The organism is Phyllobacterium phragmitis (genome assembly GCF_002980495.1).
GTDB classification, from domain to species: Bacteria; Pseudomonadota; Alphaproteobacteria; order Rhizobiales; family Rhizobiaceae; genus Paramesorhizobium; species Paramesorhizobium phragmitis.
On the sequence record NZ_PVBR01000023.1, the window covers coordinates 30,613 to 55,039 of the forward strand.

General features: G+C 60.4%; 19 protein-coding genes and 1 pseudogene. 12 read left to right on the top strand and 8 right to left on the bottom strand.

From position 1 onward, the window contains the following. Positions 1–189: 189 nt before the first annotated feature. The gene (locus C5748_RS22790) at positions 190–1,284 is read right to left on the bottom strand and encodes a polyamine ABC transporter substrate-binding protein (protein WP_105744717.1); all 1,095 of its coding nucleotides are present in this window, start codon (positions 1,282–1,284) and stop codon (positions 190–192) included. A 134-nt stretch (positions 1,285–1,418) separates the two neighbouring features. Beyond that, positions 1,419–2,834 carry a helix-turn-helix domain-containing protein gene (locus C5748_RS22795; RefSeq protein WP_105744649.1) on the bottom strand — a complete coding sequence of 472 codons (1,416 nt, stop codon included), beginning with the start codon at positions 2,832–2,834 and terminating at the stop codon, positions 1,419–1,421. A 387-nt stretch (positions 2,835–3,221) separates the two neighbouring features. Here C5748_RS22795 and aceA point away from each other — a divergent pair, with 387 nt between their 5' ends. The 6 genes from aceA to C5748_RS22825 all read left to right on the top strand — a co-directional run bounded on the left by aceA (position 3,222) and on the right by C5748_RS22825 (position 8,966). After that, a complete protein-coding gene (aceA, locus tag C5748_RS22800) occupies positions 3,222–4,511 on the top strand; it encodes an isocitrate lyase (protein ID WP_105744651.1) in 1,290 nt (429 codons plus the stop codon). Positions 4,512–4,536: 25 nt separating this feature from the next. Continuing rightward, positions 4,537–4,773: an SMc00767 family acetate metabolism repressor gene (locus C5748_RS22805; RefSeq protein WP_105744654.1), complete on the top strand. Its 237-nt coding sequence runs from the start codon at positions 4,537–4,539 to the stop codon at positions 4,771–4,773. A 424-nt stretch (positions 4,774–5,197) separates the two neighbouring features. Further along, on the top strand, positions 5,198–5,620 hold the full coding sequence (locus C5748_RS22810) for a hypothetical protein (RefSeq protein WP_105744656.1): 423 nt from the start codon (positions 5,198–5,200) through the stop codon (positions 5,618–5,620). Positions 5,621–5,753: 133 nt separating this feature from the next. Continuing rightward, complete coding sequence (locus tag C5748_RS22815; protein WP_105744658.1) at positions 5,754–7,187, top strand: glutamine synthetase family protein; 1,434 nt, start codon at positions 5,754–5,756, stop codon at positions 7,185–7,187. Between the two features lie 79 nt (positions 7,188–7,266). After that, positions 7,267–7,629, top strand: coding sequence for a four helix bundle protein (locus C5748_RS22820; RefSeq protein WP_105744660.1), 363 nt, complete (start codon positions 7,267–7,269; stop codon positions 7,627–7,629). 50 nt (positions 7,630–7,679) lie between these two features. Then, positions 7,680–8,966, top strand: a complete 1,287-nt coding sequence (locus C5748_RS22825; RefSeq protein ID WP_105744662.1) for an NAD(P)/FAD-dependent oxidoreductase — start codon at positions 7,680–7,682, stop codon at positions 8,964–8,966. Positions 8,967–8,987: 21 nt separating this feature from the next. On the opposite strand, the gene C5748_RS22830 is transcribed toward C5748_RS22825, so the two are convergent. Continuing rightward, positions 8,988–9,584 carry a hypothetical protein gene (locus C5748_RS22830; protein WP_105744664.1) on the bottom strand — a complete coding sequence of 199 codons (597 nt, stop codon included), beginning with the start codon at positions 9,582–9,584 and terminating at the stop codon, positions 8,988–8,990. A 307-nt stretch (positions 9,585–9,891) separates the two neighbouring features. Here C5748_RS22830 and zwf point away from each other — a divergent pair, with 307 nt between their 5' ends. The 3 genes from zwf (at position 9,892) to edd (ending at position 14,027) form a co-directional block, all read left to right on the top strand. After that, positions 9,892–11,367, top strand: a complete 1,476-nt coding sequence (zwf, locus tag C5748_RS22835; protein ID WP_105744666.1) for a glucose-6-phosphate dehydrogenase — start codon at positions 9,892–9,894, stop codon at positions 11,365–11,367. Between the two features lie 17 nt (positions 11,368–11,384). Then, positions 11,385–12,083 carry a 6-phosphogluconolactonase gene (pgl, locus tag C5748_RS22840; protein ID WP_105744719.1) on the top strand — a complete coding sequence of 233 codons (699 nt, stop codon included), beginning with the start codon at positions 11,385–11,387 and terminating at the stop codon, positions 12,081–12,083. A 129-nt stretch (positions 12,084–12,212) separates the two neighbouring features. After that, positions 12,213–14,027: a phosphogluconate dehydratase gene (edd, locus tag C5748_RS22845; protein ID WP_105744668.1), complete on the top strand. Its 1,815-nt coding sequence runs from the start codon at positions 12,213–12,215 to the stop codon at positions 14,025–14,027. Positions 14,028–14,121: 94 nt separating this feature from the next. Here the strand turns inward: edd and folD are convergent, their stop codons facing one another. Both folD and C5748_RS22855 read right to left on the bottom strand, forming a co-directional pair. Then, positions 14,122–15,021, bottom strand: coding sequence for a bifunctional methylenetetrahydrofolate dehydrogenase/methenyltetrahydrofolate cyclohydrolase FolD (gene folD, locus C5748_RS22850; protein ID WP_105744670.1), 900 nt, complete (start codon positions 15,019–15,021; stop codon positions 14,122–14,124). 549 nt (positions 15,022–15,570) lie between these two features. Then, a pseudogene (locus C5748_RS22855) lies at positions 15,571–17,217 on the bottom strand (GumC family protein); the annotation flags it as partial. Positions 17,218–17,594: 377 nt separating this feature from the next. On the opposite strand from C5748_RS22855, the gene C5748_RS22860 reads away from it, so the two are divergent. Further along, positions 17,595–18,845: a lipopolysaccharide biosynthesis protein gene (locus tag C5748_RS22860; protein WP_105744674.1), complete on the top strand. Its 1,251-nt coding sequence runs from the start codon at positions 17,595–17,597 to the stop codon at positions 18,843–18,845. A gap of 65 nt (positions 18,846–18,910) precedes the next feature. Here C5748_RS22860 and C5748_RS22865 read toward each other — a convergent pair whose 3' ends face one another. The 3 genes from C5748_RS22865 to C5748_RS22875 are packed head-to-tail and all read right to left on the bottom strand — an operon-like array spanning position 18,911 to position 21,791. After that, a complete protein-coding gene (locus C5748_RS22865) occupies positions 18,911–19,774 on the bottom strand; it encodes a DUF6492 family protein (protein ID WP_105744675.1) in 864 nt (287 codons plus the stop codon). After that, complete coding sequence (locus tag C5748_RS22870; RefSeq protein ID WP_105744676.1) at positions 19,771–20,604, bottom strand: WecB/TagA/CpsF family glycosyltransferase; 834 nt, start codon at positions 20,602–20,604, stop codon at positions 19,771–19,773. The genes C5748_RS22865 and C5748_RS22870 overlap by 4 nt, the downstream gene beginning before the upstream one ends. Then, positions 20,601–21,791, bottom strand: coding sequence for a glycosyltransferase (locus C5748_RS22875; protein WP_425350291.1), 1,191 nt, complete (start codon positions 21,789–21,791; stop codon positions 20,601–20,603). The genes C5748_RS22870 and C5748_RS22875 overlap by 4 nt, the downstream gene beginning before the upstream one ends. Positions 21,792–22,136: 345 nt before the next feature. Between C5748_RS22875 and C5748_RS22880 the strand changes: the two genes are divergently transcribed. Next, positions 22,137–23,132: a glycosyltransferase family 2 protein gene (locus C5748_RS22880; protein ID WP_105744680.1), complete on the top strand. Its 996-nt coding sequence runs from the start codon at positions 22,137–22,139 to the stop codon at positions 23,130–23,132. Continuing rightward, positions 23,101–24,411 (top strand): O-antigen ligase family protein, encoded by a 1,311-nt coding sequence (locus C5748_RS22885; protein WP_105744682.1) that lies wholly within the window; start codon positions 23,101–23,103, stop codon positions 24,409–24,411. Before C5748_RS22880 ends, C5748_RS22885 begins: the two co-directional genes overlap by 32 nt. Positions 24,412–24,427: the final 16 nt, after the last annotated feature.

The window sequence follows — 24,427 nt, forward strand, 5'->3', positions numbered from 1 at the left end:
AGCACCCCTCATCCGACCGCTTCGCGGCCACCTTCTCCCACAAGGGGAGAAGGAAGAATGCTGCATGAAAGCAAATGCCAATCGCAGATGTTGGCGTTTGGCAGATCCGGCCTAGGCAGTCCCCTCCCTTCTCCCCTTGTGGGAGAAGGTGGCCTCGCGAAGCGAGGTCGGATGAGGGGTATGCCCGCTCTACTGCCCCGTCACGATCCTGGTCCAGGCCCGCGTCGCCAAGCGCTGGGTCTTGATGTCGTAGGGCAGCGGCACGAAGAGCTTGGCCATCGTCGCCTCATCAGGATAGACCGCCGGATCGTCGATCACCTCCTTGTCGAGAAGCGGCTGAGAGGCCTTGTTGCCATTGGCGTAGAAGACGTAGTTCGAGGCCTTGGCGATAACCTCCGGACGCATGATGTAGTTGAGGAATTCATTCGCCTCCTCCACATGCTTGGCATCGGCCGGAATGGCCATCTGGTCGAACCACATCAGTGCGCCCTCCTTCGGGATCGAATAACCGATCTCGATGCCCTGGCCCGCCTCCTCGGCGCGGTCGCGCGCCTGGAATATGTCGCCGGAATAGCCAACCGCCATGCAGATATCGCCATTGGCAAGCGCGTTGATATATTCGGAAGAGTGGAACTTGCGGATGTTGGGACGGATCTTCAGATAGAGCTCTTCCGCCTTGGCGAAATCTTCCGAATTGGGTGAATTGGGGTCGAGGCCGAGATAGTTGAGCGCCGGGCGCAGCATCTCGCTGGCCGAATCGAGCACATAGATGCCGCAATCCTTGAGCTTCGCCGATTTCTCCGGATCGAACAGCGCGTCCCACGAATTGATTTCGTCGAGCCCAAGCGCCTCCTTCACCTTGGCCTTGTTGTAACCGATGCCGGTCGTGCCCCACATATAATTGATGGAATATTCGTTGCCCGGATCGTAGACGGCGGTCCGCTTCTCGATCACGTCCCACATGTTCTTGATGTTGGGCAGTTTCGATTTATCGAGCTTCTGGAAGACGCCTGCCGGTATCTGCCGGCCCAGGAACTCGCCCGAAGGCACGACGATATCATAGCCGGAGCCGCCGGCGAGCAGCTTGGTCTCGACGATCTCGTTGGAATCGAAGACATCGTAGACGACCTTGATGCCGGTTTCCTTGGTGAAGTCCGCCAGGATGGACTCGTCGATATAATCCGACCAGTTGTAGACATTGACCACCCGTTCCTGTGCGCCCGACGGTACGACAGCTGCTGCCAGAACGAGACAGGATGTCAGGAAAAGCGATTTGATCGTCATGCGGAACTCCATTTTCGCAGCCATGCGGAAACCTGGAAAAGCGCCCCCGCCAACACGCACTTTTTTAGATTGCGAGGAGTTCGTCAACTGCCTTGCAGGGCTTTATTTTCAGTATTCCGCCCCCGCACAGCAACTTACTGAAAATCAAAGGCGCTCAGACCCGTCACCATCTCGTCGAGCCCGAGCGGGCGTGTCAATGGCGGCTCGGCGCGGGCAAGGCAGCCCTGCCTTTCGCAAAGGCGGCAGGCCGGGCCGATGGGCGTAAGCGCCCTTCCCGCCACCGCAGCACCATAGACGATCTCATCCTTGAAGCCGATGTCACAGCCAAGCAGGATAGCGGTGCGGCGTGGGCGCTCGTCAAAAGCGCCTTGCGGCCCTTCGAGCGTGCGCGCGATGGTGAGAAACGCCGCGCCATCCGGCATTTCGACGGCTTCGACCAGAATTTGCGAGGGCTGCGCGAAGGCGGCGTAGATCGCCAGCTTCGGGCATTGGCCGCCGAAACGCGCTTGTGGGAAGCCTTGGGCGCCGGCCCTGCGGAAGCGGTTTCCGGCGTGGTCGGTCTCCAGCATGAAGAAGGGCACGCCCGCCGCGCCCTGCCTCTGCAATGTGGTGAGCCGGTTTACAGCCTGTTCGAACGAGACGCCGAAACGCGAACGCAGCACATCGATATCGTAACGCGCCCGCAAAGCCGCCGACTGAAACGCCTGATAGGGCATCATCAGCGCATGTGCGGCATAGCGGCCCAGTTCGAAACGGGCGATGCGGCGGGCCTCGCTGGATGAGAACTTCAGCCTTTCGACTTCGGCGGCAATCGCCACCTGCATGCGGATCAACACCGCTTCCATCGCCACTTCCCGTAATTGGTCGAAGGGCGACAGCCTTTCCGACAGGAAGAGGCGCTGCGAATGCCTGTCATAACGTCGCCGCCAGTTGGGCATGGCGGAAACCGGCAGCACGCGCACGGCGATGCCATGTTCGGCGCGAAGCCAGTTCTTCAAAGCGCCCATCAGATCGTCGCCGAACTTGAGCAGCGCCGTGAAACTTTCGGCTTCCTCCTCGATAAGGGGAAAATGATTGGGCCGGCGGTCCAGCACATCATGCACCTCGTCGAGTGGCAGGCGGGCAGCCGACAGCGAGGTTTCGCGCCCCTCCTGCGCCAGAAGATCGGAGAGATCCGAAAGCCGGGCGAGCTGTTCGCGATAGGCGCGATGGAGCTTGACGATGCCGGCGGCGGCATTGGGGGCCGCCTCGCCGATCTCGATCAGCTCCTGGTCACCCGGCAATTCGCCGGCGAGCAGCGGATCGGAAAAGACTTCTTTCAGCCCCGCGATGGTCGTGCCGCTTTCCGCCTGCAGCGCATCGAGATCGAGCTTGTAAACGGAGGCGAGCTTGAGAAGGAGTTGCACCGTCAGCGGACGCTGGTTGCGCTCGATCAAATTGAGATAGGAGGGAGAAATGCCGAGCGCCTCGGCCATCGCCGTCTGGGTGAGGCCGCGCTCGTTACGGATGCGCCGGATACGCGGGCCCGCGAAGATTTTCTGCTCAGCCATAGCGGTTTCCTCGTCTTGTGCTTGGCTTCTCCACCTCCGTCATCCTCGGGCTTGTCCCGAGGATCTGTGGAAAGCGACGGAATGGCGTTGTTATCGTCCCACGTTGGCAGATCCTCGGGACAAGCCCGAGGATGACGACTGGAAAGGCGCCTCAAAATTTGACACGATCTTTACAATGTCGCCCATCATGCCGCAAAGGCAAGGCCATTACAATATTTACAAATTTACCGAGCCATCCTGTCAAATCCCCTACAGCATGACCCGTTTAATACCTCGGTTATCCTGAATTTCCTCGCCTGTTTCGCGACGCAATGTAAATCTCGTCACACACAGCACGCGCTGATTGTCTCTGATTTTTCAAACAGGAACTATTGAGGAAGCCAGGCTATGACTGATTTTTACAATCTTGTCCCCACCGCACCGGAAGGCCGTTTCGACGGCATCGAACGTCCTTATACGGCGGAGGATGTGAAGCGGCTGCGCGGTTCGGTCGAGATCAAGTATTCATTGGCCGAGATGGGCGCGAACCGCCTGTGGAAGCTCATCCACGACGAGGATTTCGTCAATGCGCTTGGCGCCATGACTGGAAATCAGGCCATGCAGCAAGTCCGCGCCGGCCTGAAGGCGATCTATCTCTCGGGCTGGCAGGTGGCGGCCGACGCCAACACCGCTTCGGCGATGTATCCCGACCAGTCGCTTTATCCAGCCAATGCCGCGCCGGAGCTGACGAAGCGCATCAACCGGACCCTGCAGCGCGCCGACCAGATCGAGACCGCCGAGGGCAAGGGCCTTTCGGTCGAAACCTGGTTCGCGCCCATCGTCGCCGATGCGGAGGCGGGTTTCGGCGGTCCGCTCAACGCCTTCGAGATCATGAAGGCGTTCATCGAGGCGGGCGCAGCCGGCGTTCATTACGAGGACCAGCTGGCTTCGGAAAAGAAATGCGGCCATCTGGGCGGCAAGGTGCTGATACCGACCGCCGCGCATATCCGCAATCTCAACGCGGCGCGGCTGGCCGCCGATGTGATGGGCGTGCCGACGCTGGTCATCGCGCGCACCGACGCGGAGGCGGCAAAACTGCTCACCTCGGATATCGATGAGCGCGACCGGCCGTTCGTCGACCATGATGCCGGCCGCACGGCAGAAGGCTTCTATCAGGTGAGAAACGGCATCGAACCCTGCATCGCGCGGGCCATCGCCTATGCGCCGCATGCCGATCTCATCTGGTGCGAAACCTCGAAGCCGGATCTCGAGCAGGCCCGCCGCTTTGCCGAGGGCGTGCACAAGGCGCATCCGGGCAAGCTGCTCGCCTATAATTGCTCGCCTTCGTTCAACTGGAAGAAGCATCTGGACGACGCGACGATCGCCAAGTTCCAGCGGGAACTGGGCGCGATGGGCTACAAATTCCAGTTCATCACGCTCGCCGGCTTCCACCAGCTCAATCACGGCATGTTCGAACTGGCGCGCGGCTACAAGGAGCGGCAGATGGCCGCCTATTCCGAGCTGCAGGAAGCGGAATTCGCATCCGAGGTGCATGGCTATACCGCGACCAAGCATCAGCGCGAAGTCGGCACCGGTTATTTCGATACCGTGTCGCTGGCCATCACCGGCGGCCAGTCCTCGACCACCGCCATGACGGAATCAACCGAAGCTGCGCAGTTCCGCCCGGCTGCGGAATGATATGCAAGCAAAAAGGAGAATGACAATGGCATCCATCACACGCGTCAAGGAGAGGGCCGAGGAACAATCTTCGGCCATGAGCACCGACCAACAGGGCCTCATCCGCATGCTGGCCAATGATCTGCACCGGCTCAATCAATCGGTCATGAAGGCCGTCGAGGCCGGCGTTTCGGTCGAACTCGTCCGCTCGGCACGCCATCATGGCGGCGACGGCAATTGGGGGGATCTGCTGATCCCTGTCATCGTCACCCACGGGCGGTGACGTTGCGCCGCCATAATTTTTCCTTTGCGTGCCTGCGGCAGCGCGGGCAGGCGACGGCAATTGGGGGGATCTGCTGATCCCCGTCATCGTCACCCACGGGCGGTAACGTTGCGCCGCCATGATTTTTCCTTTGCGTGCCTGCGGCAGCGCGGGCAGGCGACGGCAATTGGGGGACCTGCTGATCCCCGTCATCGTCACCCGCGGACGGTGACATCGTACAGGTGCCCACTTTCGATTGTTGCAAACCAACTCTCCGCAGAGGACCTGCGGAGAGTTTTTCTTTGCAAAACCCTCAGAAGAACAACCATCCTCACCGGACATTACTAAACATCAACTAAATATAGCTATGTCATGTTTCTGTCATTGCCTACATGGCAAATATCACGCATTCTTCATCTTCAATCCGACCATCGCGAGGAAAGTTATGCCTATACAGAATCTCATCGATACCGTCGCGGCCAAGGCCAATCTTAATCCGCAGGTTGCCGAAAAGGTCGCAGGGATCGTTCTGTCGGTTCTCCAGCATGAATCGCCACAGATCTCGGCTCAGATTTTCGCCAATATGCCCGGTGCGCAGCAATTGGCCACGGCCAATGACGTGATGGCGCAGGCGCAGCCGAGCAGCGGCATTATCGGCACTATCTCCCATTTGCTCGGCGGCGCGACCGGTGAAAAGGTCGGTGCGCTGGTCAATGGCGTGGCGGCGCTGAAGGCAAGCGGCCTGACCGAGGAGCAGATCAGCGCGGCGGGATCGCAGGTCATCGCCTATGCACGCCAAACGGATCCGCAGCTGGTCGATGCGCTCGTTCAGGCCGTTCCCGAACTCAAGGGCCATTTCGGCCTCTGAAAATCTTTGACTGGCTTGGATATATCAGCGAGGCTGTAAGCTATTGAATGGACGCGTCGCCTGCCCCGAAACCGATTTCGGTTTTCAGGCCGATGCTATATCATGGTGCGACGAAACAATTTTTTGGTGATTGATGCCTGCTGATATGCCCGAGAAGAAATCGGTGCGCTCGACAAAGCGCCGCCGGACGCCCGCTTATGTCAAATCGCTGCGTGGCGTGAAGAATTGGCGTGAGGTATCGGAATGGCTGGCGTGGCGCGACATCGAAGATATCGAGTGCATCACCCCTGATCAGGCCGGCGTGGCGCGCGGCAAGATGATGCCGTCGAAGAAATTCACCTCCAACACATCGCTCGCCCTGCCCTCGGCGGTTTTCATGGCGACGATCTCCGGAGGCTATCCGGAAAACGGCGGCGGCTTTTCCTATCCGGAAGACGATGGCGACCTGAAGCTGGTGCCTGATCTTACGACACTTTCCCTCGTGCCGTGGGAGAGCGACCCGACGGCGCAGGTGATCTGCGACCTCGCCCATCAAGACGGGCGCGTGGTCGAGTTCACGCCGCGCAACGTGCTGCGCCGTGTCATTGCCGCATACGACAGGCTCGGCCTGCGTCCCGTCGTGGCGCCGGAGATCGAGTTTTACCTGGTGCGCAAGAACCCCGATCCCGATTATCCGCTGACACCGCCCGTCGGCCGTTCGGGCCGCGCCATCGGCGGCGGCCAGGGTTATTCGATTGCCGGCGTCAACGAGTTCGACGAGTTGATCGACGACATCTACCATTTCTCCGAGAGCCAGGGACTGGAGATCGATACGCTGATCCATGAAGAGGGTGCGGGGCAGCTCGAGATCAATCTGCGCCATGGCGATCCGGTGGAATTGGCCGATCAGGTCTTCATGTTCAAGCGCACCATTCGCGAGGCTGCGCTGAAGCACGAGATGTATGCAACCTTCATGGCCAAGCCCATTCAGGGCCAGCCGGGATCGGCGATGCATATCCACCAGTCCATCCTCGACAAGAAGACCGGACGCAACATATTCACCGATGAGGACGGCAGCGAGAGCGATGCCTTCCGTCATTTCATCGGCGGGATGCAGAAGCATGTGCCGAACGCGCTTGTGATGTTCGCGCCTTACGTGAACTCCTATCGTCGCCTGACCAAGGCGGCGTCGGCGCCGGTAAATGTCAAATGGGGCTACGATAACCGAACGACGGCCTTCCGCGTGCCCCGCTCTGACCCGTCGTCGCGTCGTGTCGAAAACCGCATCCCATCCTCCGACGCCAATCCCTATCTGGCGCTGGCCGCATCGCTGGCATGCGGGCTGATCGGCGTGATGAACAAGATCAAACCGGACCAGCCGGCTTCGACCACTGTGAACGACAATGAGATCGAATTGCCCCGCGGACTGATCGAAGCCGCGTCGCTGTTCGAGAACGACACGGAGCTGCGGGACATGCTGGGCGATGCCTTCGTCACGACCTATGCCGCCATCAAGCGGGCGGAGTTCGAGACCTTCATGGAGGTGATTAGTCCTTGGGAGCGGGAGTTTTTGCTGCTGAATGTTTAGGGGAGTAGGGGAGTAGGGGAGTAGGGGAGTAGGGGAGTAGGGGAGTAGGGGAGTAGGGGAAATATGCGGGGGCGCAACTATGGCAATCAATTCTTATCGCGATCTTCTTGCATGGCAGCAAGCAATGGAGTTGGTGATCGCGATATATAAATCGACCGAGTCTTGGCCAAGAGAAGAAATATATGGCCTGACAAGTCAGGTTCGCCGGGCTGCCGTTTCTGTCCCGGCCAATATTGCGGAAGGCTATGGACGCGACACCCGTGGCTCCTATCAGCAGTTTCTGCGCATTGCCCAGGGTTCGCTGAAGGAAGTAGAAACACACTTGCTTATAGCTGAGAGATTGGGCTTCAGCAAAAAAGAGGTGGTTGCCCGGATGATGGCAATGAGTGAAAGCATCGGTAAATTGCTAAGGCTCCTTATCCGCAGGCTATCGGAAACCTAACATACTCCCTTACTGCCCTATTCCCCTACTCCCTTAACGCGGAGCTTCCCGTGCCCCACCAATCCCCGATCTCTCCCGGCCTTTCCTGGTATGAAGCGAGCTTGACCGCGCGTCCGCAATATCCGGCGCTCGACGGCTCGCGGCAGGCGGATGTCGTCATCGTCGGCGGCGGCTATACCGGCCTTTCCGCCGCCTATCACCTGGCTGCTGCCGGCGCGGATGTCGTGCTGCTCGATGCCGCGCGGTTCGGCGATGGCGCGTCGGGGCGCAATGGCGGCCAGCTCAATACCGGACAGCGCGCCTGGGCGGAGGAGATGGAGGCCGAACTCGGCCTCACCCGCGCCAAGGCATTGTTCGACATTGCCGAGGAAGCCAAGGCGCATCTCCTGCAATTTGCCGAGACGCACGGGATCGACATCGACTATATGCCGGGCCAGATGTCGGTCGTGCACAAGCCGCGTTATCTCGAACACTACCGCGCACATGCCGAACTGATGGCATCGCGCTTCGATTATCCCGACATCCGTTTCATGGATGCAAAGGAGACAGCCGAACGGCTCGGCTCGAAACGCTATTTCGGCGGCATTTACGACAAAGGCACCGGTCATATCCATCCGCTGAAGCTCATCGTCGGAACGGCCAGCGCTGCGGCGAAGGCGGGCGCGCATCTTTTCGAAAACACTGGGGCTACAGCCATCAGCTCCGAAAATGGACGCGTCACGGTGACCACCGCCAGGGGTAGCGTGACGGCGCCCAAGGCTTTGCTCGCCGTCAATGCCTATGGCGGTACACTCGAACCCGTCAGTGCGGCCCATGTCATGCCGATCCGCTCCTTCATCGGCGCGACCGTTCCGCTTGGAAACGACAGTTCCGTACTGCCGGGCGGTGAATCGGTCGATGATTCGCGCTTCGTGGTGCGCTATTTTCGCCGCCTGAGCGATGGGCGGCTCTTATTCGGCGGGCGTGAAGCCTATACCGCCGACAACCCGCGCGAGATCCGCACCCATATCCGCCGGCAGATCGCCGAAATCTATCCCGCGCTCGCCGATATCGAGATCACCCATGCATGGGGCGGCTCCGTCGGCATCACCATGCCGCGCAAGCCCTTCGTGCGCGAGGTCATGCCCAATGTCATCTCGGCGGGCGGCTATTCCGGCCATGGCGTGATGCTCGCCAATTTCATGGGCAAGCTCTATGCGGAGACGCTCGCCGGCAATCGGGACCGGCTGAAGCTCTTCGAGGATCTGCACATCCCGCCCTTCCCCGGCGGACGCAGTTTCCGCACGCCACTGCTCTTCCTGGCGCTTTCCTGGTACGCGCTGATCGACAGGATCTAGGGGAAGCCAAGCCAGAACTCTTCATTCGCAGCGCCCAAGAAGCTCTGGGAAACCACCCTCCACTCGCACTTCCAGAAGTATGTTCGGTGTCAAAGGCAGTAAAACAGCCTCTTGATTAGCTGAGCGAGCAGACATTCCTAGCAGAAAATCCTTGTTTTCTGCCGGTGTCTTGCTTGAGTTGCTCATATATCTAAAATCATTGCGAACCGCATAGGTCGAACCACTCCTGCTGATATATTCCGTCCGTCTTGGTTCATCATAAAACTTGGACATCGTCACACCGCTGAACGAGTAACCGTCAACTCTACTGAACAGCGTCCATTCGTCCCGACAAGCTGCTTCAAGGCTTGCTGCGTCGCTAAGGTCAACATCGCTCAATCTGACCCATTTGCCTTCAATCTTATCGAACAAACGTTTGGGCGCCTCCTCTCCCCAACCGCTTGGACTTATGCCATTATACAATGTCTGAAATATTTTCATTTTTACTTCGCGAAATTCATTTAATTTCTGGCTTCCAGTTGCCATATCCGACGAGCTTAAGCCCTCAACCGCAAAAGCTGGCTCAACCACAAGGAGCATCAATGTCAGGAAAGCAATAGATCGAAAACTGTCGAGCACTGATAATCTCCTTGTTTGGAAACATAGTTATTTATTCTCAGCAACGCGTGCGCTGAGATACCCGTAACGCATCCAGTTGGCGTGCTCAATATCCGGCCCTTCCAGAAGCACTTGAAATCGCCATGGGGCAAGATCAGCGTCATCACCTTTACAACTGCGCTTGCCACCTCATTCTATTCTTTCAGCCGCCAATCTCCGAAATGAGACTGGCGGTTTTAAATCGATTAGATTATATCGCTTGTCGAGAGCCATCGGACCTCTTACTTTCCCGTTGACCTCCTATCTTTCCAATGGAAGAGACTTACCCATGACCAGCCAGATCATACCGGTAGCGCCTTTCGACTGCATCGTCTTCGGCGGCACCGGCGACCTCGCCGAGCGCAAGCTGATCCCCGCGCTCTACCAGCGCCAGCGCGCCGGGCAGCTGAGCGAGCCGACACGCATTATCGGCGCATCGCGCTCTGCGATGAGTGACGAGGAATATCGGGCCTTTGCCCGCGCCGCCATCAAGGAACACATCAAGGAAGCGGAAGTCGACAAGAAGGAGGTGGAAAGCTTCGTCGCCCGCCTCTCTTACGTCGCCGTCGATGTGAAGGCCGATGGCGGCTGGGATGCGCTGAAAGCCCTCATCGAAAAGCAGCCGGAGCGCATCCGCGCCTTCTACCTGGCCGTCAGCCCATCGCTTTTCGGCGATATCGCCAAGCATCTCGACGCCAATGGCCTGATCACGCCCGATACGCGCATCATAGTGGAAAAGCCGATCGGACGCGATCTGAAATCGGCAATGGCGCTCAACGATATCATCGGCAGCGTTTTCCGCGAGGAGCAGACCTTCCGCATCGACCACTATCTCGGCAAGGAGACGGTGCAGAACCTGATGGCGCTGCGCTTTGCCAATGCGCTTTATGAACCGCTGTGGAATTCCGCCCATATCGATCATGTGCAGATCACGGTCGCGGAAGCAGTCGGGCTGGAGGGCCGTGCGGGTTATTACGACAAGGCTGGCGCATTGCGCGACATGGTGCAAAACCATATCCTGCAATTGCTCTGCCTGGTCGCCATGGAGCCGCCTTCATCACTGGAGGCCGATGCCGTTCACGATGAGAAGGTGAAGGTGTTGCGCTCGCTGCAGCCAATCACGAGCTCCAATGTCGAGGAACGCACGGTGCGCGGCCAATATCGGGCCGGCGCTTCGGCGGGCGGACCGGTCAAGGGCTATCTCGAAGAGTTGGAGGGGCACACCAGCAACACCGAAACCTTTGTCGCCATCAAGGCGGAAATCGCCAATTGGCGCTGGGCGGGCGTGCCTTTCTATCTGCGCACGGGCAAGCGACTCGCCACGCGTGTTTCCGAGATCGTCGTGACATTCAAGCCGATCCCGCATTCGATCTTCGGTGAGGGTGCGGGCCGGGTCATCGCCAATCAACTCGTCATCCGCCTGCAGCCGGACGAGGGCGTCAAGCAGTGGCTGATGATCAAGGATCCCGGCCCCGGCGGAATGCGCCTGCGCCATGTGCCGCTGGATATGAGCTTCGCCGAATCGTTTAGCGAGCGAAATCCTGACGCCTATGAACGGCTGATCATGGATGTGGTGCGCGGCAACCAGACGCTGTTCATGCGTCGCGACGAAGTGGAGGCGGCGTGGCGCTGGATCGATCCGATTCTCGATGGCTGGGAGGACGGCGGGCAGACGACGCAGGGCTACACGGCCGGAACCTGGGGGCCCTCCGGGGCGATCGCGCTTATCGAGCGCGACGGCCGCACGTGGCACGACAGCCTATGAGCGTGGGCAATGCCATGATGGTCATAGAACGGCATGATTTCGCCAATGGCGCAGACCTCGCCGAAGCGCTCGCTTCGCAGATCGCGGCGCGGTTGGCCGACGCCATTCAGGCCAATGGCCAGGCTGTGCTTGCCGTTTCCGGCGGCACGACCCCGATTGCGCTGTTCGAAGCCCTGTCGCAGCAGGATATCGACTGGAGCGGCGTGGCGGTGACGCTGGTGGATGAACGTTTCGTACCGCCCGAAGACGGCCGTTCCAACGAAAGACTGGTGCACACGCATCTTTTGAAGGACAATGGGGCCCAAGCAAAATTCGTCGGCCTCTACAATCCGGCACTGGTGGCCGAAACGGCAGCCATTGCGGCAGCCAACCGCATCGACGCACTTTCCCGGCCATTCGACGTCGTCGTTCTCGGCATGGGAACGGATGGGCACACGGCCTCGTTCTTCCCTGGAGGGGACCGGCTCGACCAGGCAATCGACCCCGAGGGCAAGGCGCTGGTGCTGCCGATGCAGGCGACAAGCGCCGGCGAGCCGCGCCTGACGCTGACACTGCCGGTGATCGCCGAGGCACGGTTCATCGTCCTGCATATCGAAGGCGCGGCCAAACGGGAGGTGCTTGCCCGTGCGATGGAGGAGGGCGACGAAACGGAAATGCCGATACGCGCCGTGCTCAACCAGGCGCAGACGACCGTGCATGTGTTCTGGGCGCCATAGAACGGTTCCGGTTTTGAATCTGGAAACCGCTCCAATGCTTTGTTTTTACGCAAGTCCAGACGAAAAACGTTCTGTTTTGCCGGGAAAACCGGTTCCCATTTTTCCGGGGACTTGCTCTAGGAGAATATGATGTCCGCCGACCAACGAATTCTCGATATCACCAACCGCATCCGCGAACGCTCCAAGCCGACGCGTGAGACCTATTTGGACCGCGTCGGCCAAGCGGCCGCGCGCAAGCCGGCGCGCTCGTTCCTCGGCTGCGGCAATCTCGCCCATGGCTTTGCCGCCTGCGGTCCATCGGACAAGGCGAACCTCTCCGGCGATGTAGTCCCCAATCTCGGCATCATCACCTCCTATAACGACATGCTTTCAGCGCATCAGCCCTTCGAGACCTTTCCGCAGCTCATCAAGCAGGCGGCGCGCGAGGCGGGCGGCGTGGCGCAGGTGGCCGGCGGCGTGCCCGCCATGTGCGACGGCGTCACGCAAGGGTTCGCGGGCATGGAACTGTCGCTGTTCTCGCGCGACGTGATCGCGATGGCGACGGCGGTCGGCCTGTCGCATGATATGTTCGACGCGGCGGTCTATCTCGGCGTCTGCGACAAGATCGTGCCGGGGCTCCTCATCGGCGCTTTGACCTTCGGACATCTTCCCGCCGTCTTCGTTCCGGCGGGACCGATGACCACCGGCCTGCCGAACGACGAGAAGGCGCGCACCCGCCAGCTTTATGCCGAGGGCAAGATCGGACGCACCGAGCTTCTCCAAGCGGAATCGAAATCCTATCACGGGCCGGGAACCTGCACCTTCTATGGCACGGCCAATTCGAACCAGATGCTGATGGAGATCATGGGCCTGCATCTACCGGGCGCATCCTTCATCAATCCGGGGACGCCGCTGCGCGATGCGCTGACCAAGGAAGCGGCAAAGCGCGCGCTCGCCATCACCGCGCTCGGCAATGAATATACGCCCGTCGGCGAGATGATCGACGAGCGCTCCTTCGTCAATGGCGTGGTCGGCCTCAACGCCACGGGCGGCTCGACCAACCATACGATCCATCTCATCGCCATGGCGGCGGCGGCAGGCATCAAGCTGACCTGGCGCGATATCGCGGAGATTTCCGATCTGGTGCCGCTTCTGGCCCGCGTCTATCCGAACGGTCTTGCCGATGTGAACCATTTCCATGCGGCGGGCGGCATGGGCTTCCTGATCCGCGAACTCCTCGACAGCGGGCTCCTGCATGAGGATGTGCGCACCGTCTGGGGCGAAGGGTTGCGGCCCTATGCCAGCGAGCCGATGCTCGACGAGGCGGGCGGCGTGCAGCGGCGGCCGGCGCCGGTAAAGAGCGGCGACGACAAGGTGCTGGCAACCACGGCACACGCCTTCCAGCCGACGGGCGGCATCAGGATCCTGACCGGCAATATCGGCAATGCCATCATCAAGATTTCCGCCGTCAAGCCGGAGCGCCATGTCATCGAGGCCCCTGCCCTGGTCTTCGACAGCCAGGCCGCGCTGCATGACGCCTTCAAGGCAGGCAAGCTTGCCGGCGATTTCGTCGCCGTCGTCCGCTTCCAGGGACCCAAGGCGAACGGCATGCCTGAACTGCACAAGCTGACCACGGTTCTCGGCATCCTGCAGGATCGCGGACAGCGCGTGGCGCTCGTCACCGACGGGCGGATGTCGGGCGCGTCAGGCAAAGTGCCTTCCGCCATCCATGTGACGCCGGAAGCGCTCGACGGCGGACCGATCGGCAAGATCAGGGATGGCGATATGGTGCGGCTCGATGCGACAGCGGGAACGCTCGAGGTTCTGATCGATGCGGCAGTCCTTGCCGAAAGAGCCGCGGACAAGCCGGACCTTTCGGGTAACGAGTTCGGCATGGGCCGAGAATTGTTTTCGGCCTTCCGCCAGTTCGCCGGACGGGCGGATCAGGGGGCTTCGGTTTTTTGAGATTCATTCTTCGAGGGGAATCGCACTTCTTCTCACCCCCCTCTGCCCGGCAGGGCAGAGGGGGGTGAGAAGAAGTGCGATTCCCTATGCCGGATTAAAACCGCAGCGCCACCCTACCCGCTGCACGACATGCAGACTTCAGCGTGTTGGCCATCAGCATGGCGATGGTCATCGGCCCGACGCCGCCCGGAACCGGCGTGATCGCGCCGGCAACCTTTGCCGCTTCCACATAATCCACATCACCGACGAGACGCGTCTTACCCTCGCCCTTCTCCGGCGCGGGGATGCGGCTGGTGCCGACATCGATGACCGTTGCGCCGGGCTTCACCCAATCGCCCTTCACCATTTGCGGGCGACCCACGGCGGCTACCAGAATATCGGCGGTGCGGCAGATGGCGGGCAGATCCTTCGTGCGGCTGTGGGCAATCGTCACCGTCGCATTGGCATTCAGCAGCAATTGCGCCATCGGCTTGCCGAAAAGGTTCGAGCGACCGATAACCACCGCATTCAGGCCGGAAAGATCTTCGCCATGCATGCGGCGCACAAAGACCATCGCGCCTGCGGGAGTGCAGGATACCAGGCCTGTTTCCAGATCGCCAATCGCAAGCTTGCCGGCATTGACGGCGTGCAGACCGTCGACATCCTTTTCCGGCAAGATCGATTGGATGATCGGTTCGGATTTCAGATGTTTTGGCAGCGGCAACTGGACAAGGACGCCGTGGATCGAGGGATCATCGTTCAGTGAAGCGACGAGCGCCGCCAACTCTTCCTGCGTCGTCTCGACCGGCAACGTGTGCTGGACGGATTTGAACCCGCATTCCTTCGCCATCTTGCTTTTCGAATTGACATAGACATGGCTGGCCGGATCGTCGCCGACGATCACCACTGCGAGACCGGGGATGACACCCGTTTCGGAGGCGAGTTCGGATGTCGCCTTCTTCACCTCGGTCAAGACGTCTTCGGCAATAAGCTTGCCGTCAATCACCTGCGTCATTCACACAACTCCCGTGGTTTTAGCCTGCTTGGCGGCTGATCCAGCGTGCGGAAAGCTTCGCAACCGTCATCATGTGAGCCGCAATAATCGGCTGAGGGCCGCGTGACAATAACCAAAAGCGACGTTGGACGTGAAAGGAGCGTCTTAACCGCGACGCGAGGCATATTGCGTCATGGCGGCGCGGACATCGGCAATCGCCTCGCGGATGTCGTCGATCCCGGCGCGCTGCGGCCGCGGGAACGGTATGAGCTGGCTTTCCTCCGATGATGCAGCGTTTGGGGCGGCATCCTCGGGCAGATCCGAAGAGACATCGTACGCTTCGGGTGCATCCGATTCATCCATGGCGCGGCCTTCCCTCGCCCGGCGCACCGCCGCGGCAAGGCGCGATTCCTCTTGTTGCGATTGCGGCTCGCGCTGCGGCGAAGACGTTCGGCGGGGCGGATTGCCGCCGCCTGTCGGCGCAGGCGGCTGCGGATCGTAATCCGGTTGCCGAGGGCCACGCGCATAAGATGGCTGGGGCGCCCCACCCATAAGGCTCGCATAGATACCACGCAGGATGGCGATGCCGAGACCGGCGAGAAGACCCAGCAACAGGCCCGCCAGCACGATGTTGCGGCGCGATGGGCCTGTCGGTTCGAGCGCCGGGCGCGCTTCGGAAATCACGCGGATAATGGCGGTATCGAGGCCTCCCTGCTCGCTGGTTTCGCGCGCGCGCAACAGGAAGGCCTCATAGACAGAGCGCTGGGCGCTCGCCTCACGCTCCAGTTCGCGCAATTTGACCATATCCTCGTTGGTTCCGGCATGCCGGACCTTCAATTGCGCGAGACGCGCCGCCAGATCCTGTTCCTGGTGCACAGAACGCCTTAGATCGACCTGGATGGAGGCGCGGATGCGGCCGAGTTCCGCTTCTATCTCGCGGCGTAATCCTTCCGCCTGCGACTGGAGCTGGATCAGTTGAGGATGGCGCGGACCAAGCTTGGTCGCCATTCCATCCGCCTGCTGCCTGGCGGCAGCATATTGCGAGCGCAATGCGGTGATGGCACCGGAGCGCAGCCCTTCGGGAAGACCGCCGGTGAACAGGCTATCCGCGGTCGTCCCCTTGAGCGATTGGGCGCGTACATTCAGCCGGATGGTTTCGGCGCGAGCGGCACTCAGCTGGTTGTTGAGGCTGGTGATCTCGTCATCACCGATGAGCCTTCCCTGGACATCGACGAGATCATGCTCGGCCTTGAATTTCTCCACGGCGCCTTCGGCCTTCTCGACGCCCGATTTCAGATCGGCCAAGCGCCCGGACAGGGCATCGGTGGTGCGTTTGGCGGCATCGGACTGGATCGAGCCGAGTTGCTCCTGAAAGACCTGACTGATGGTGTTTGCGATATAAGCCGACTTCTCGGGCTCCCGCGTCCTCACCGAAATCGAGAAGATGAAACTCTTGGCGTCACGGCTGATGGTCAGGCTTTTGTGAAGATTATTGAGAACCTTGGTTTCAAGTGCCGTCGCGTCTTCTGCACCATGCCCGGATATCGCGTTCCTGATCGAGTCGAAGAAGCCGGCGATCCCACTGGGCCTCAGCGTCCCGTTGAATTCGGGATCCCCGGTCAGTCCGGCGCGATCGATGACCTTGCTGAGCACGCTGCTCGAATCGATGATGCGGGCCTGGCTTTCGGCGATCGCGAGAGAGGCATCGGTCGGAAGCTGGTCCGGCGTCAGATCGCGGCCGACCCCCTGGATTTCGCGGGGATCGACGAGAAGGTCGACGCTCGACACATACATTTTCGGGACCGAGAAGGCATAGGCGACGCCCAGCAAAACGCCAAGAAGCGTCGTAGCAACAATGAGATTTCTGGAACGGCGGACGGCACTGATGACCATGCGCGGATCGACGAGCGGCTTCCATTCATCGTTGCGATATTCGTTGTGATAGTCATCGGTTTTCGCCCGATCATCAGGAATGGGTTCGCTGCGGTCGTCATCTTCGCCTGTCTCCTCGACCGAATGCCGAGTCATGGCGGGCGACGGAGATGATGGCGGAATGCGGCTTTCGCCGGTTTCAAGTCTTTCGCGTAAATCGGCCTCGACGGCGGCCATTTCTTCGCGGATGCGCGCTTCCTGATCGTTCCGGACCGCATCCTCAGAAGGAAAAGGCTCGCTTTCCGCAGGCGCCGCCTCGGAAATGTGGTGGTCGAGTTCCGCCATCCGCTTCGCATGGGCAAGGCGATAGCGCTCGGCATCGTCGTCTTTACTGGAATGAGGTACAGGCGTCACGGGGCCTTCGCGCAATCCTTCCGGATCGGGCTTGCCTGCAAACGACAGAAGCGGCCTTGACGCCCGCTTCTTTTGTTCGTCTTCCGGACCAGTCATCCGCTATCGTCATCCTCGAAACGCAGGAACGCACTCGTCTTCCTGGTTAAGCCAACCTAAATTTGCATGGAAAAGAAATCGTTAAAAAATACGGCAGGGGAGGACATTTCCTTCCTTCCCTTGCAAGTTCATACAGGGTGTTAAACTTTTGTCGTTAGGTTTTGCCGGTCATCTCCCCGCCCAGATGCGGAGCTAGCAGCGGAACGCCCCTCTTGATCGTGCGCCAGTTGAAACAGCAAGCCGATATCCTCCGCGATTATTTCTCGGTCATCAGCGGATCGGCGGGGCGGGTCGTCATCTCGCTGGCCTATTTCATCGCGCTCGCCAATACCCTTTCCATCGCCGATTTCGGCGTTTTCGCAACGGCGTCCGCTACCGGGGTCGTTCTGTCGCGCCTAGTGTCGTTCGGTTTCGTATCGCCGCTATACCGCATCGCCACCGTCAAACCGCAGCTGATCGGCGCCTATACCGGCGGCTATCTCGCGGCAATCGTGCTGTCGCTGCCTTTCGTCGCCCTGGCGGCATGGGCGGTGCATGCCATCTTCTTCGGCCGCGATATCGGCTTCGGCGTCTTTGCCGTGATCATCGTGGCCGAGGCGCTGCTCTGGCGGTCGGCGGAGGTCGTCATCATTGTCAACAACGGCCTCAATCGCTTCGGCAAGGCCGCCATCCTCGTTATATTCGGTACAGTGACACGCGCTGCGGCAGCCATTCTCTTCGCCTTTTCAGCAGAGAGCGATCTTGCCCATTGGGCATGGTGGTACCTCGCCGCCAACGGCATCTCGCTTCTTGTCGCATTGTGGTTCTACCCCCGCGTGAAACTGCGTTTCGTGCCGGCACTCTACAAGCGCCGCATTGCCGATGCACTCGCCGTGGCCGGCGCAGAAATCCTGTTCTACGTCCAGATGGAGCTCGACAAGCTCTTGGTGCTCAGCATCGGCGGACCACGGATTGCAGGCATCTATGCCATCCTGATGCGGCTCGTCGACCTGACCGCCCTGCCGATCCGTTCGTTCAATATGATGCTCGTGCAGCGGCTGATGCGAACGCCCGACATGCTACGCTCGCTGAAGATAAAAGCCGGCCTCGAGGGCGGCGTGTTTCTCGTCTCCACCACGGCGCTCGCCGCCCTGGCGCTGTTTCTTTATTTCTTTCCGCGCGCACTGGGTTCGAATGTCGCAGGGATCGTCGCTCTGCTGCCGCTGGTCATCCTCGTCCCGGGCTTCCGCAACCTCGTCGAATACCAGGCGGAACTCCTCTATGCGCGTGGCCAATCCGGCCTGCGCACCGTCAATCTCGCCATTCTTGCCGGCGCGAAGGCGCTGCTCGTCTATCTGCTGTTCACACGTCTTGGCGCCGATGATGCCTGGGTGATCTGGTTGAACGCGATCTTCGCCGCGCTCTACCTTCTGTCGCTGGCGCTGACCTATCGCGGCTTGCGCCTTCCGGCAAAGCGCGTCTGAGGCACGCTCGTTGTCCCCACGCAAGCTCCGGACGGAAAACCGTTTCGCACTTTTCCTGGACTTGCTTAATACCCAATCAACTTGCGGATATGATCCGTATCGACGTCGATGAAGGACTGCATTCCGACCGCCACCTGCCCCGGCGTCATCTCCGCGACGAAAGCGCGGAATTGCTCGTCCGTCGGCGCGGGCGCAAACCAGTAGACGCGGCATAAGTCCACGCTGTCGTGGAAGTGGCCCTTGGCCCCGAGGATTTCATCTGCATATCTGCCATAGATCATGCATTCGGAGAAACGCCTGACACGGCCCATCACCTCGACCCAATTTGCGCCATGCAGCGTTTCGATGCGCTTGCACATGGACAGGAGCGCGTCGCGCCGCCAGGCGATCAGCGTGCCTATATAATCATGCGGCGATTTTTGCGCCGGATCGATGCCGAGCAAAGCGCCCGCATTAGCCGACCAGATCAATTGATCGCCCGGCACGGGCCGTAACAGCGCGCCGTCGTGGCGCAACAGCCGGAGATCCTCGCCCCGCCAGAGCGTTTCGACATCGAACGGGCGAAGGAAAGCCACGTCGGAATCGGCATAGAAGATCGCATCGTCGTCGATATGGGAGGCAAGCGCTATGCGCCGCATCTGCTGCACATGCCAGCCGCGCAACGGCAGGACACGCGGCGAAAGCCAGATGCGCCGCTTGCCTGAGGTAAAGGGATCTGGCCATGTTTTCAGCCATGAAGGCAGGAGGTCGCGTTCGTCCACCACGACGCGATGGGTGTTTTCCAACTGCCGGAACAGGCCGACATCGTCGCTTTCGACGAGGAGATAGTGTTTGGTGAAACCGGTGACATTGGCATCGAGCGTTTCGCAAAGCAGCCTGCATCGCTCGAAATCACCAGCATAGCTCGCAGTCGCGATCGCGGTTTTCATGCGGCCCCATCATCATTGGAGGACATCGTGTTTCGCCCGGACAGCCGCTCCCGGATCAGCCTAGCGACAAACAGGAAATTGCCGACGATATAGCGACGCCACAGGCGCCCCGGCTCCTGCCAGAGACGATAGAGCCACTCCACGCGAAGCTTGCGGATCCAGAGCGGCGCACGCCGTATAGCGCCGGTCTGGAGATCGAACAAGGCGCCGACGGCGAAGGCGGCCGTGCAGTGGCGCTCGGTCAGTCTGTCGACGATGAAGAGCTCCTGGCGCGGCACGCCCATGGCAACCAGCAGGATATCCGGACGAAAATCGGCGAGCTTCTGCAGTACAGCTTCTTCCTGTTGGGGCGTGAAAAAACCATCCGAGATCATCTTGACCTCGTGCTGCGGCGCAAGCCCAACGAAAAATGCGACCGCCTTTTTCACCACCTCCGGCCGGGCACCGAGAAGTCCGATGCGCAAAGGTATCTTGATGTGCCTGATGAGTGCGGGCGTGAAGTCTGTGCCGTTGAGATTGGCCGGAAATTTCTTGCCGTGCCACAGGGATGCAGCCAGATCGACGCCCAAGCCGTCGGGGAGAACGAGAAAATTGTTCAGCGCGGCCCGATAGCGTGGCGCCTGGTAGGCGATGTTGGCACAATGGGCATTGAGCCAGGCGACCCGGAGAAATTCGCCCTTTTTGATGTGGTCGGCAATGAGGTCGAGCGCCTCACCCCATCCGAGCGCGGCGACCGGGATACCGAGAACATCATAGGCCGGTGCCAGCCGGCAAGTTTTCGCCCGCTCGGATGCGCCGGCAATCGGCTTTTTCCCGTCCGGCGATTTCATCCGGCAACCTTCCGCTTTCCCGAAGCCAGACGATCCAATCCTCGGCGGATGGCGGTATCGAGCTTTTGCAACTGGCTGACGTGGAAGGCCCTGCCGTCGAGCCGCTGGCGGTCACCTTGTCTTGTCCGCGCCACCATCGCATTGATGGCGGCGGCGAAGGCGACGGGCTCGTCGGCCACGATGCAGTTGGCCGGCACCGAGGCGATGCCGCGCACGGAGCGCGCGGTTGCGACACTTGGCATGCCAAGCTCGAACGTCTCGATCGTCTTGAGCTGAACGCCGGTGCCGGCGCGGCTGACCAGCGGGATGACGCCTGAGCTTTCAACAAATGCCGTCGCATCGGGTACCTTGCCAGCGAAGGTGACACCCGGCCAGGCAGTGAGGAGATCGGCAGGCGTGCTACCCGCGACAGCGATGCCGATGGACGGGTCGAGCAGCGGCTTGACCTGGCGCAAAAACCATTCGAGGCCGATGCGGTTCGGCTGCCATGTCCATGTGCCGATCAGGCCTAGATCATGTGCGACCGGAAGAACGGGCCGGACGGTGATCGCCTTGCGCGTCACCAGCGGTAGTGCCGCAAAGCGCTCCAGCGGGAGGCCGAATGCCTTGCCGTCGTCCTCTGCCAGGGTGAAGACGAAATCCGCCCTGGCGCAAAGCCGGGTCTCGAGCCCGCGAAGCAGCCTTGCCTCGCGCGCGAAAAGCGCCTTTTGCATGAGGCTCGCGGCGGCATTCGAATTTTCGCGCGCGGAACGATGCTCGACATTATGCGCCACGAAGATCGACGGCTTATCGCTGAAGACATTTTCGAAAGCGCCGGCAAGCGCCACGCCGTTCAGGACATAGGCATCGAATGGTTCGGCGGAAGCGATCGCCGCGCGCAGTTGAGCTTCCGCGATGACACGCAGCTTGATCGAGGAGACGGTCAGACCCACGGTGACAGCCCGGCGCAACCATACGAGCTTTTGCACCAGCCCGGCGGTATCGGTGCGGACATCCACCTCGCCCAGAACAATGGTGTTGTCAGGATCGGAGGGCCGTTTTCCCGGCCAGGTGAACCCCAGCACGGTCACGCGCGCGCCGGCTCTGCGAAGACCGTCGATGATCGCCGCATTGGCGATCTCGTAACCGGTCGTCGGTTCACCATCCGGAACAAGCGACGTGACAAACAGAAGATGCATAGGCCCCACTGGAAATCAAAAAGCCATCAGAAAGAATGCCATATTTCGTGCCCTGAAATCATAAGCAGGCGAAATGAAGGCTTGATTAATCAATGTAGAGCGAGTTCCGATGCCGGACAGGCCGCGCGGCCGTTAATCGAACTCTAAGATCGCAGCGCTAAGCCTAGTGGATTGACTCCGACGCTTCGCTCCCGCGAAACGTCGGCCCAACCACTAGATAACCTTTTGTTTGTGTTTGTTTCTTTTACACATTTGCGTCCAATTCCATCGGACTCGAATGTTAGAAACAAACCACCAGGGTGTATTGAGATACAGCTCAACACACCCTGGGATATCCATTTGGAAACCGCCGGAATGAAGCAGCGATTGCCCGACAATATCACCGTCCTTGCCCAGTCGCCGCACTTGCGCCCCAACGCGGTCGAAATCGTCGTGACGATACCGACCTTCCGCCGCCCTGAGCATCTCCTCAAGACGCTTCATTCCGTCAAGGCGCAGGTGACCGAACGCCGCTTCGCCATCATCGTCATGGAAAACGATGCCGAAGCGCAGGAAGGCGCGAAAGCGGTTCGTCCATTGTTCGAGGATGACACCTTCCAGGGAATCCTGCTCGTCGCTCACGACCGGGGCAATTGCAACGCATACAATGCCGGCTGGCTGACCGCGCTTACCCGGTTTGCGCATTTCTCGTCGCTTCTCGTCATAGACGACGACGAAATCGCCGATCCGCACTGGCTCGAAAACATGTGCCGCGCACGGGAAACATATGCCGCCGATATCGTCGGCGGGCCGCAGATACCGGTTTTCGAGCGGCCCGAGCAGGATAAATGGGCCAGGCATCCGGTCTTCGCTCCGCCCTATGCGCGCAGCGGCCCGGTGCCGATCGTCTATTCCTCCGGCAATCTGCTGATATCGCGGCGGATGCTGGAAACCATGCCCTATCCGTTTCTCGACCTGATGTTCAATTTCATGGGCGGCGGCGATTCCGATTTCATCAGCCGAAGCGTTCAAAAAGGCTTCCGGGTCGCCTGGTGCGCGGAAGCGCCGATCCGCGAGACGATCCCGAGCCGCAGGCTGGAGAGCGACTGGATCAGGGCGCGCGGCCTGCGCAACGGCGTGATCTCGACGCTCGTCGAAAAACGCAAGCGCGCCGGCGAGCCGCTCGGGAGACTTCGCGTCATCGCCAAAAGCCTGACGCTGCTCGCATTCTCGCCTTTCAAGGCCATCGTCAAGACGCTAAAGTCGGGATCGCCATCATCCGGCCTTTACTATATCCATGTGGGCCTCGGCCGCGTCCTGGCCGAATTCGGATATGCCAATGAGCAATACCGCCAGCCTGAAAAGAACTGACAACCGCACCCGATCCATCATTTCGATGCGGACAGCGGCGATCCTGCTCGCAATACTGATCCTGTCGGTTCTGCTTATCTCCTTCAGGCCCTATCAGCCGGCCGGCGCCACGGAGAGCGAGGGCGGCGATCTGATGAACCAGCTGGGGTTCGGCGGCCTCGGCGGATTGGCGATCCTCTCCGTGATGATGCTGGCCAGACCGCGCACGATCGGTGCGATGGCGAGCCCGTTCTGGCTCTTGATGCTCGGCTTCGTGGTTTTCTCCTCGCAGGTCTCGCCCGATCCACAGGCGGCGTTGCGCGCCGTCATCTTCACGCTGATCGGCATGATCTGCGCGATATCGGTTCTGTGCCTGCCGCGCGATGCGGACGGCTTCTCCCTGACGCTGGCCATATCGGCGACGCTGGTGCTGGTCCTGTCCTATGTCGGCCTGGTGATCGTCCCCGATCTTGCGACGCATGGCTTTGACGCGCTGGAGCCACAGAATTCCTATTTGTGGCGCGGCGTCTTTTCGCACAAGAACATCGCCGCGCCTGTCATGGCGGCATTCGTCTTCGCCGGCGTTTACCTGATGCGGCGGCGATGGTTCATCTCGGGCGCCCTTGTCGCCATGGCAGCGCTCGTCTTCGTCGCCTATACCGGATCGAAGACCTCGACCGCACTGGTGCCGCTTGTCGTCGTCATGGTGACGGTGCCCGGCATCTTCGGGCTGCGCCCTCTCGCGGCCCTGGTCGTATTGGCCGCTCAGATCGGCTTTTTCTGCTTCACCATCGGCACGGTGCTGTTTCCGCCTTTTGCCCGGATCGTCGAAAATCTCGTCTCCGATCCGACGTTCACCGGACGTACCTCGATCTGGCGCTTTGCGCTGGAAAAGCTCACTGAGCGGCCCTGGACCGGCTACGGCTTCGAGAGCTTCTGGTCGACACCCGTCGTCCAGCAGGCGGCCAATCCCTATTATCTCGACTGGGACGTGCGCGGCATCGTGCACGGTCACGATGGCTATCTCGACATCGCCGTGACGATGGGGATTCCGGCCTTTATCTGTGCCGTCATCGTCATCATCCTCTTACCACTGATCGACTATGCCCGTTGCCGCCGCAACCGCGAGAACGTGCTGCTCGCCGATTTCTTCATGATGATCCTGACGTTCTCGACACTGAACGCCTTTCTGGAGAGCTTCTTCTTCCGCCGCGTCGATCCGGTCTGGCTGATGCTGGTCCTCGCCATTTTCGGCCTGCGGATGACCGCTCGCGTAACGCTTTCTTCCCACGAGAAATAAAGCCGCACCGACAGTT

Bases quoted from the DNA above. Each gene is read 5' to 3' on its own strand.
- C5748_RS22885 (WP_105744682.1), top strand. From the start codon at position 23,101: ATGAGCAATACCGCCAGCCTGAAAAGAACTGACAACCGCACCCGATCC.
- pgl (WP_105744719.1), top strand. From the start codon at position 11,385: ATGGTCATAGAACGGCATGATTTCGCCAATGGCGCAGACCTCGCCGAA.
- C5748_RS22870 (WP_105744676.1), bottom strand. From the start codon at position 20,604: ATGAAATCGCCGGACGGGAAAAAGCCGATTGCCGGCGCATCCGAGCGG.
- C5748_RS22815 (WP_105744658.1), top strand. From the start codon at position 5,754: ATGCCTGCTGATATGCCCGAGAAGAAATCGGTGCGCTCGACAAAGCGC.
- zwf (WP_105744666.1), top strand. From the start codon at position 9,892: ATGACCAGCCAGATCATACCGGTAGCGCCTTTCGACTGCATCGTCTTC.
- aceA (WP_105744651.1), top strand. From the start codon at position 3,222: ATGACTGATTTTTACAATCTTGTCCCCACCGCACCGGAAGGCCGTTTC.
- C5748_RS22810 (WP_105744656.1), top strand. From the start codon at position 5,198: ATGCCTATACAGAATCTCATCGATACCGTCGCGGCCAAGGCCAATCTT.
- C5748_RS22790 (WP_105744717.1), bottom strand. From the start codon at position 1,284: ATGACGATCAAATCGCTTTTCCTGACATCCTGTCTCGTTCTGGCAGCA.
- C5748_RS22865 (WP_105744675.1), bottom strand. From the start codon at position 19,774: ATGAAAACCGCGATCGCGACTGCGAGCTATGCTGGTGATTTCGAGCGA.
- folD (WP_105744670.1), bottom strand. From the start codon at position 15,021: ATGACGCAGGTGATTGACGGCAAGCTTATTGCCGAAGACGTCTTGACC.
- C5748_RS22820 (WP_105744660.1), top strand. From the start codon at position 7,267: ATGGCAATCAATTCTTATCGCGATCTTCTTGCATGGCAGCAAGCAATG.
- C5748_RS22805 (WP_105744654.1), top strand. From the start codon at position 4,537: ATGGCATCCATCACACGCGTCAAGGAGAGGGCCGAGGAACAATCTTCG.
- C5748_RS22795 (WP_105744649.1), bottom strand. From the start codon at position 2,834: ATGGCTGAGCAGAAAATCTTCGCGGGCCCGCGTATCCGGCGCATCCGT.
- C5748_RS22880 (WP_105744680.1), top strand. From the start codon at position 22,137: ATGAAGCAGCGATTGCCCGACAATATCACCGTCCTTGCCCAGTCGCCG.
- edd (WP_105744668.1), top strand. From the start codon at position 12,213: ATGTCCGCCGACCAACGAATTCTCGATATCACCAACCGCATCCGCGAA.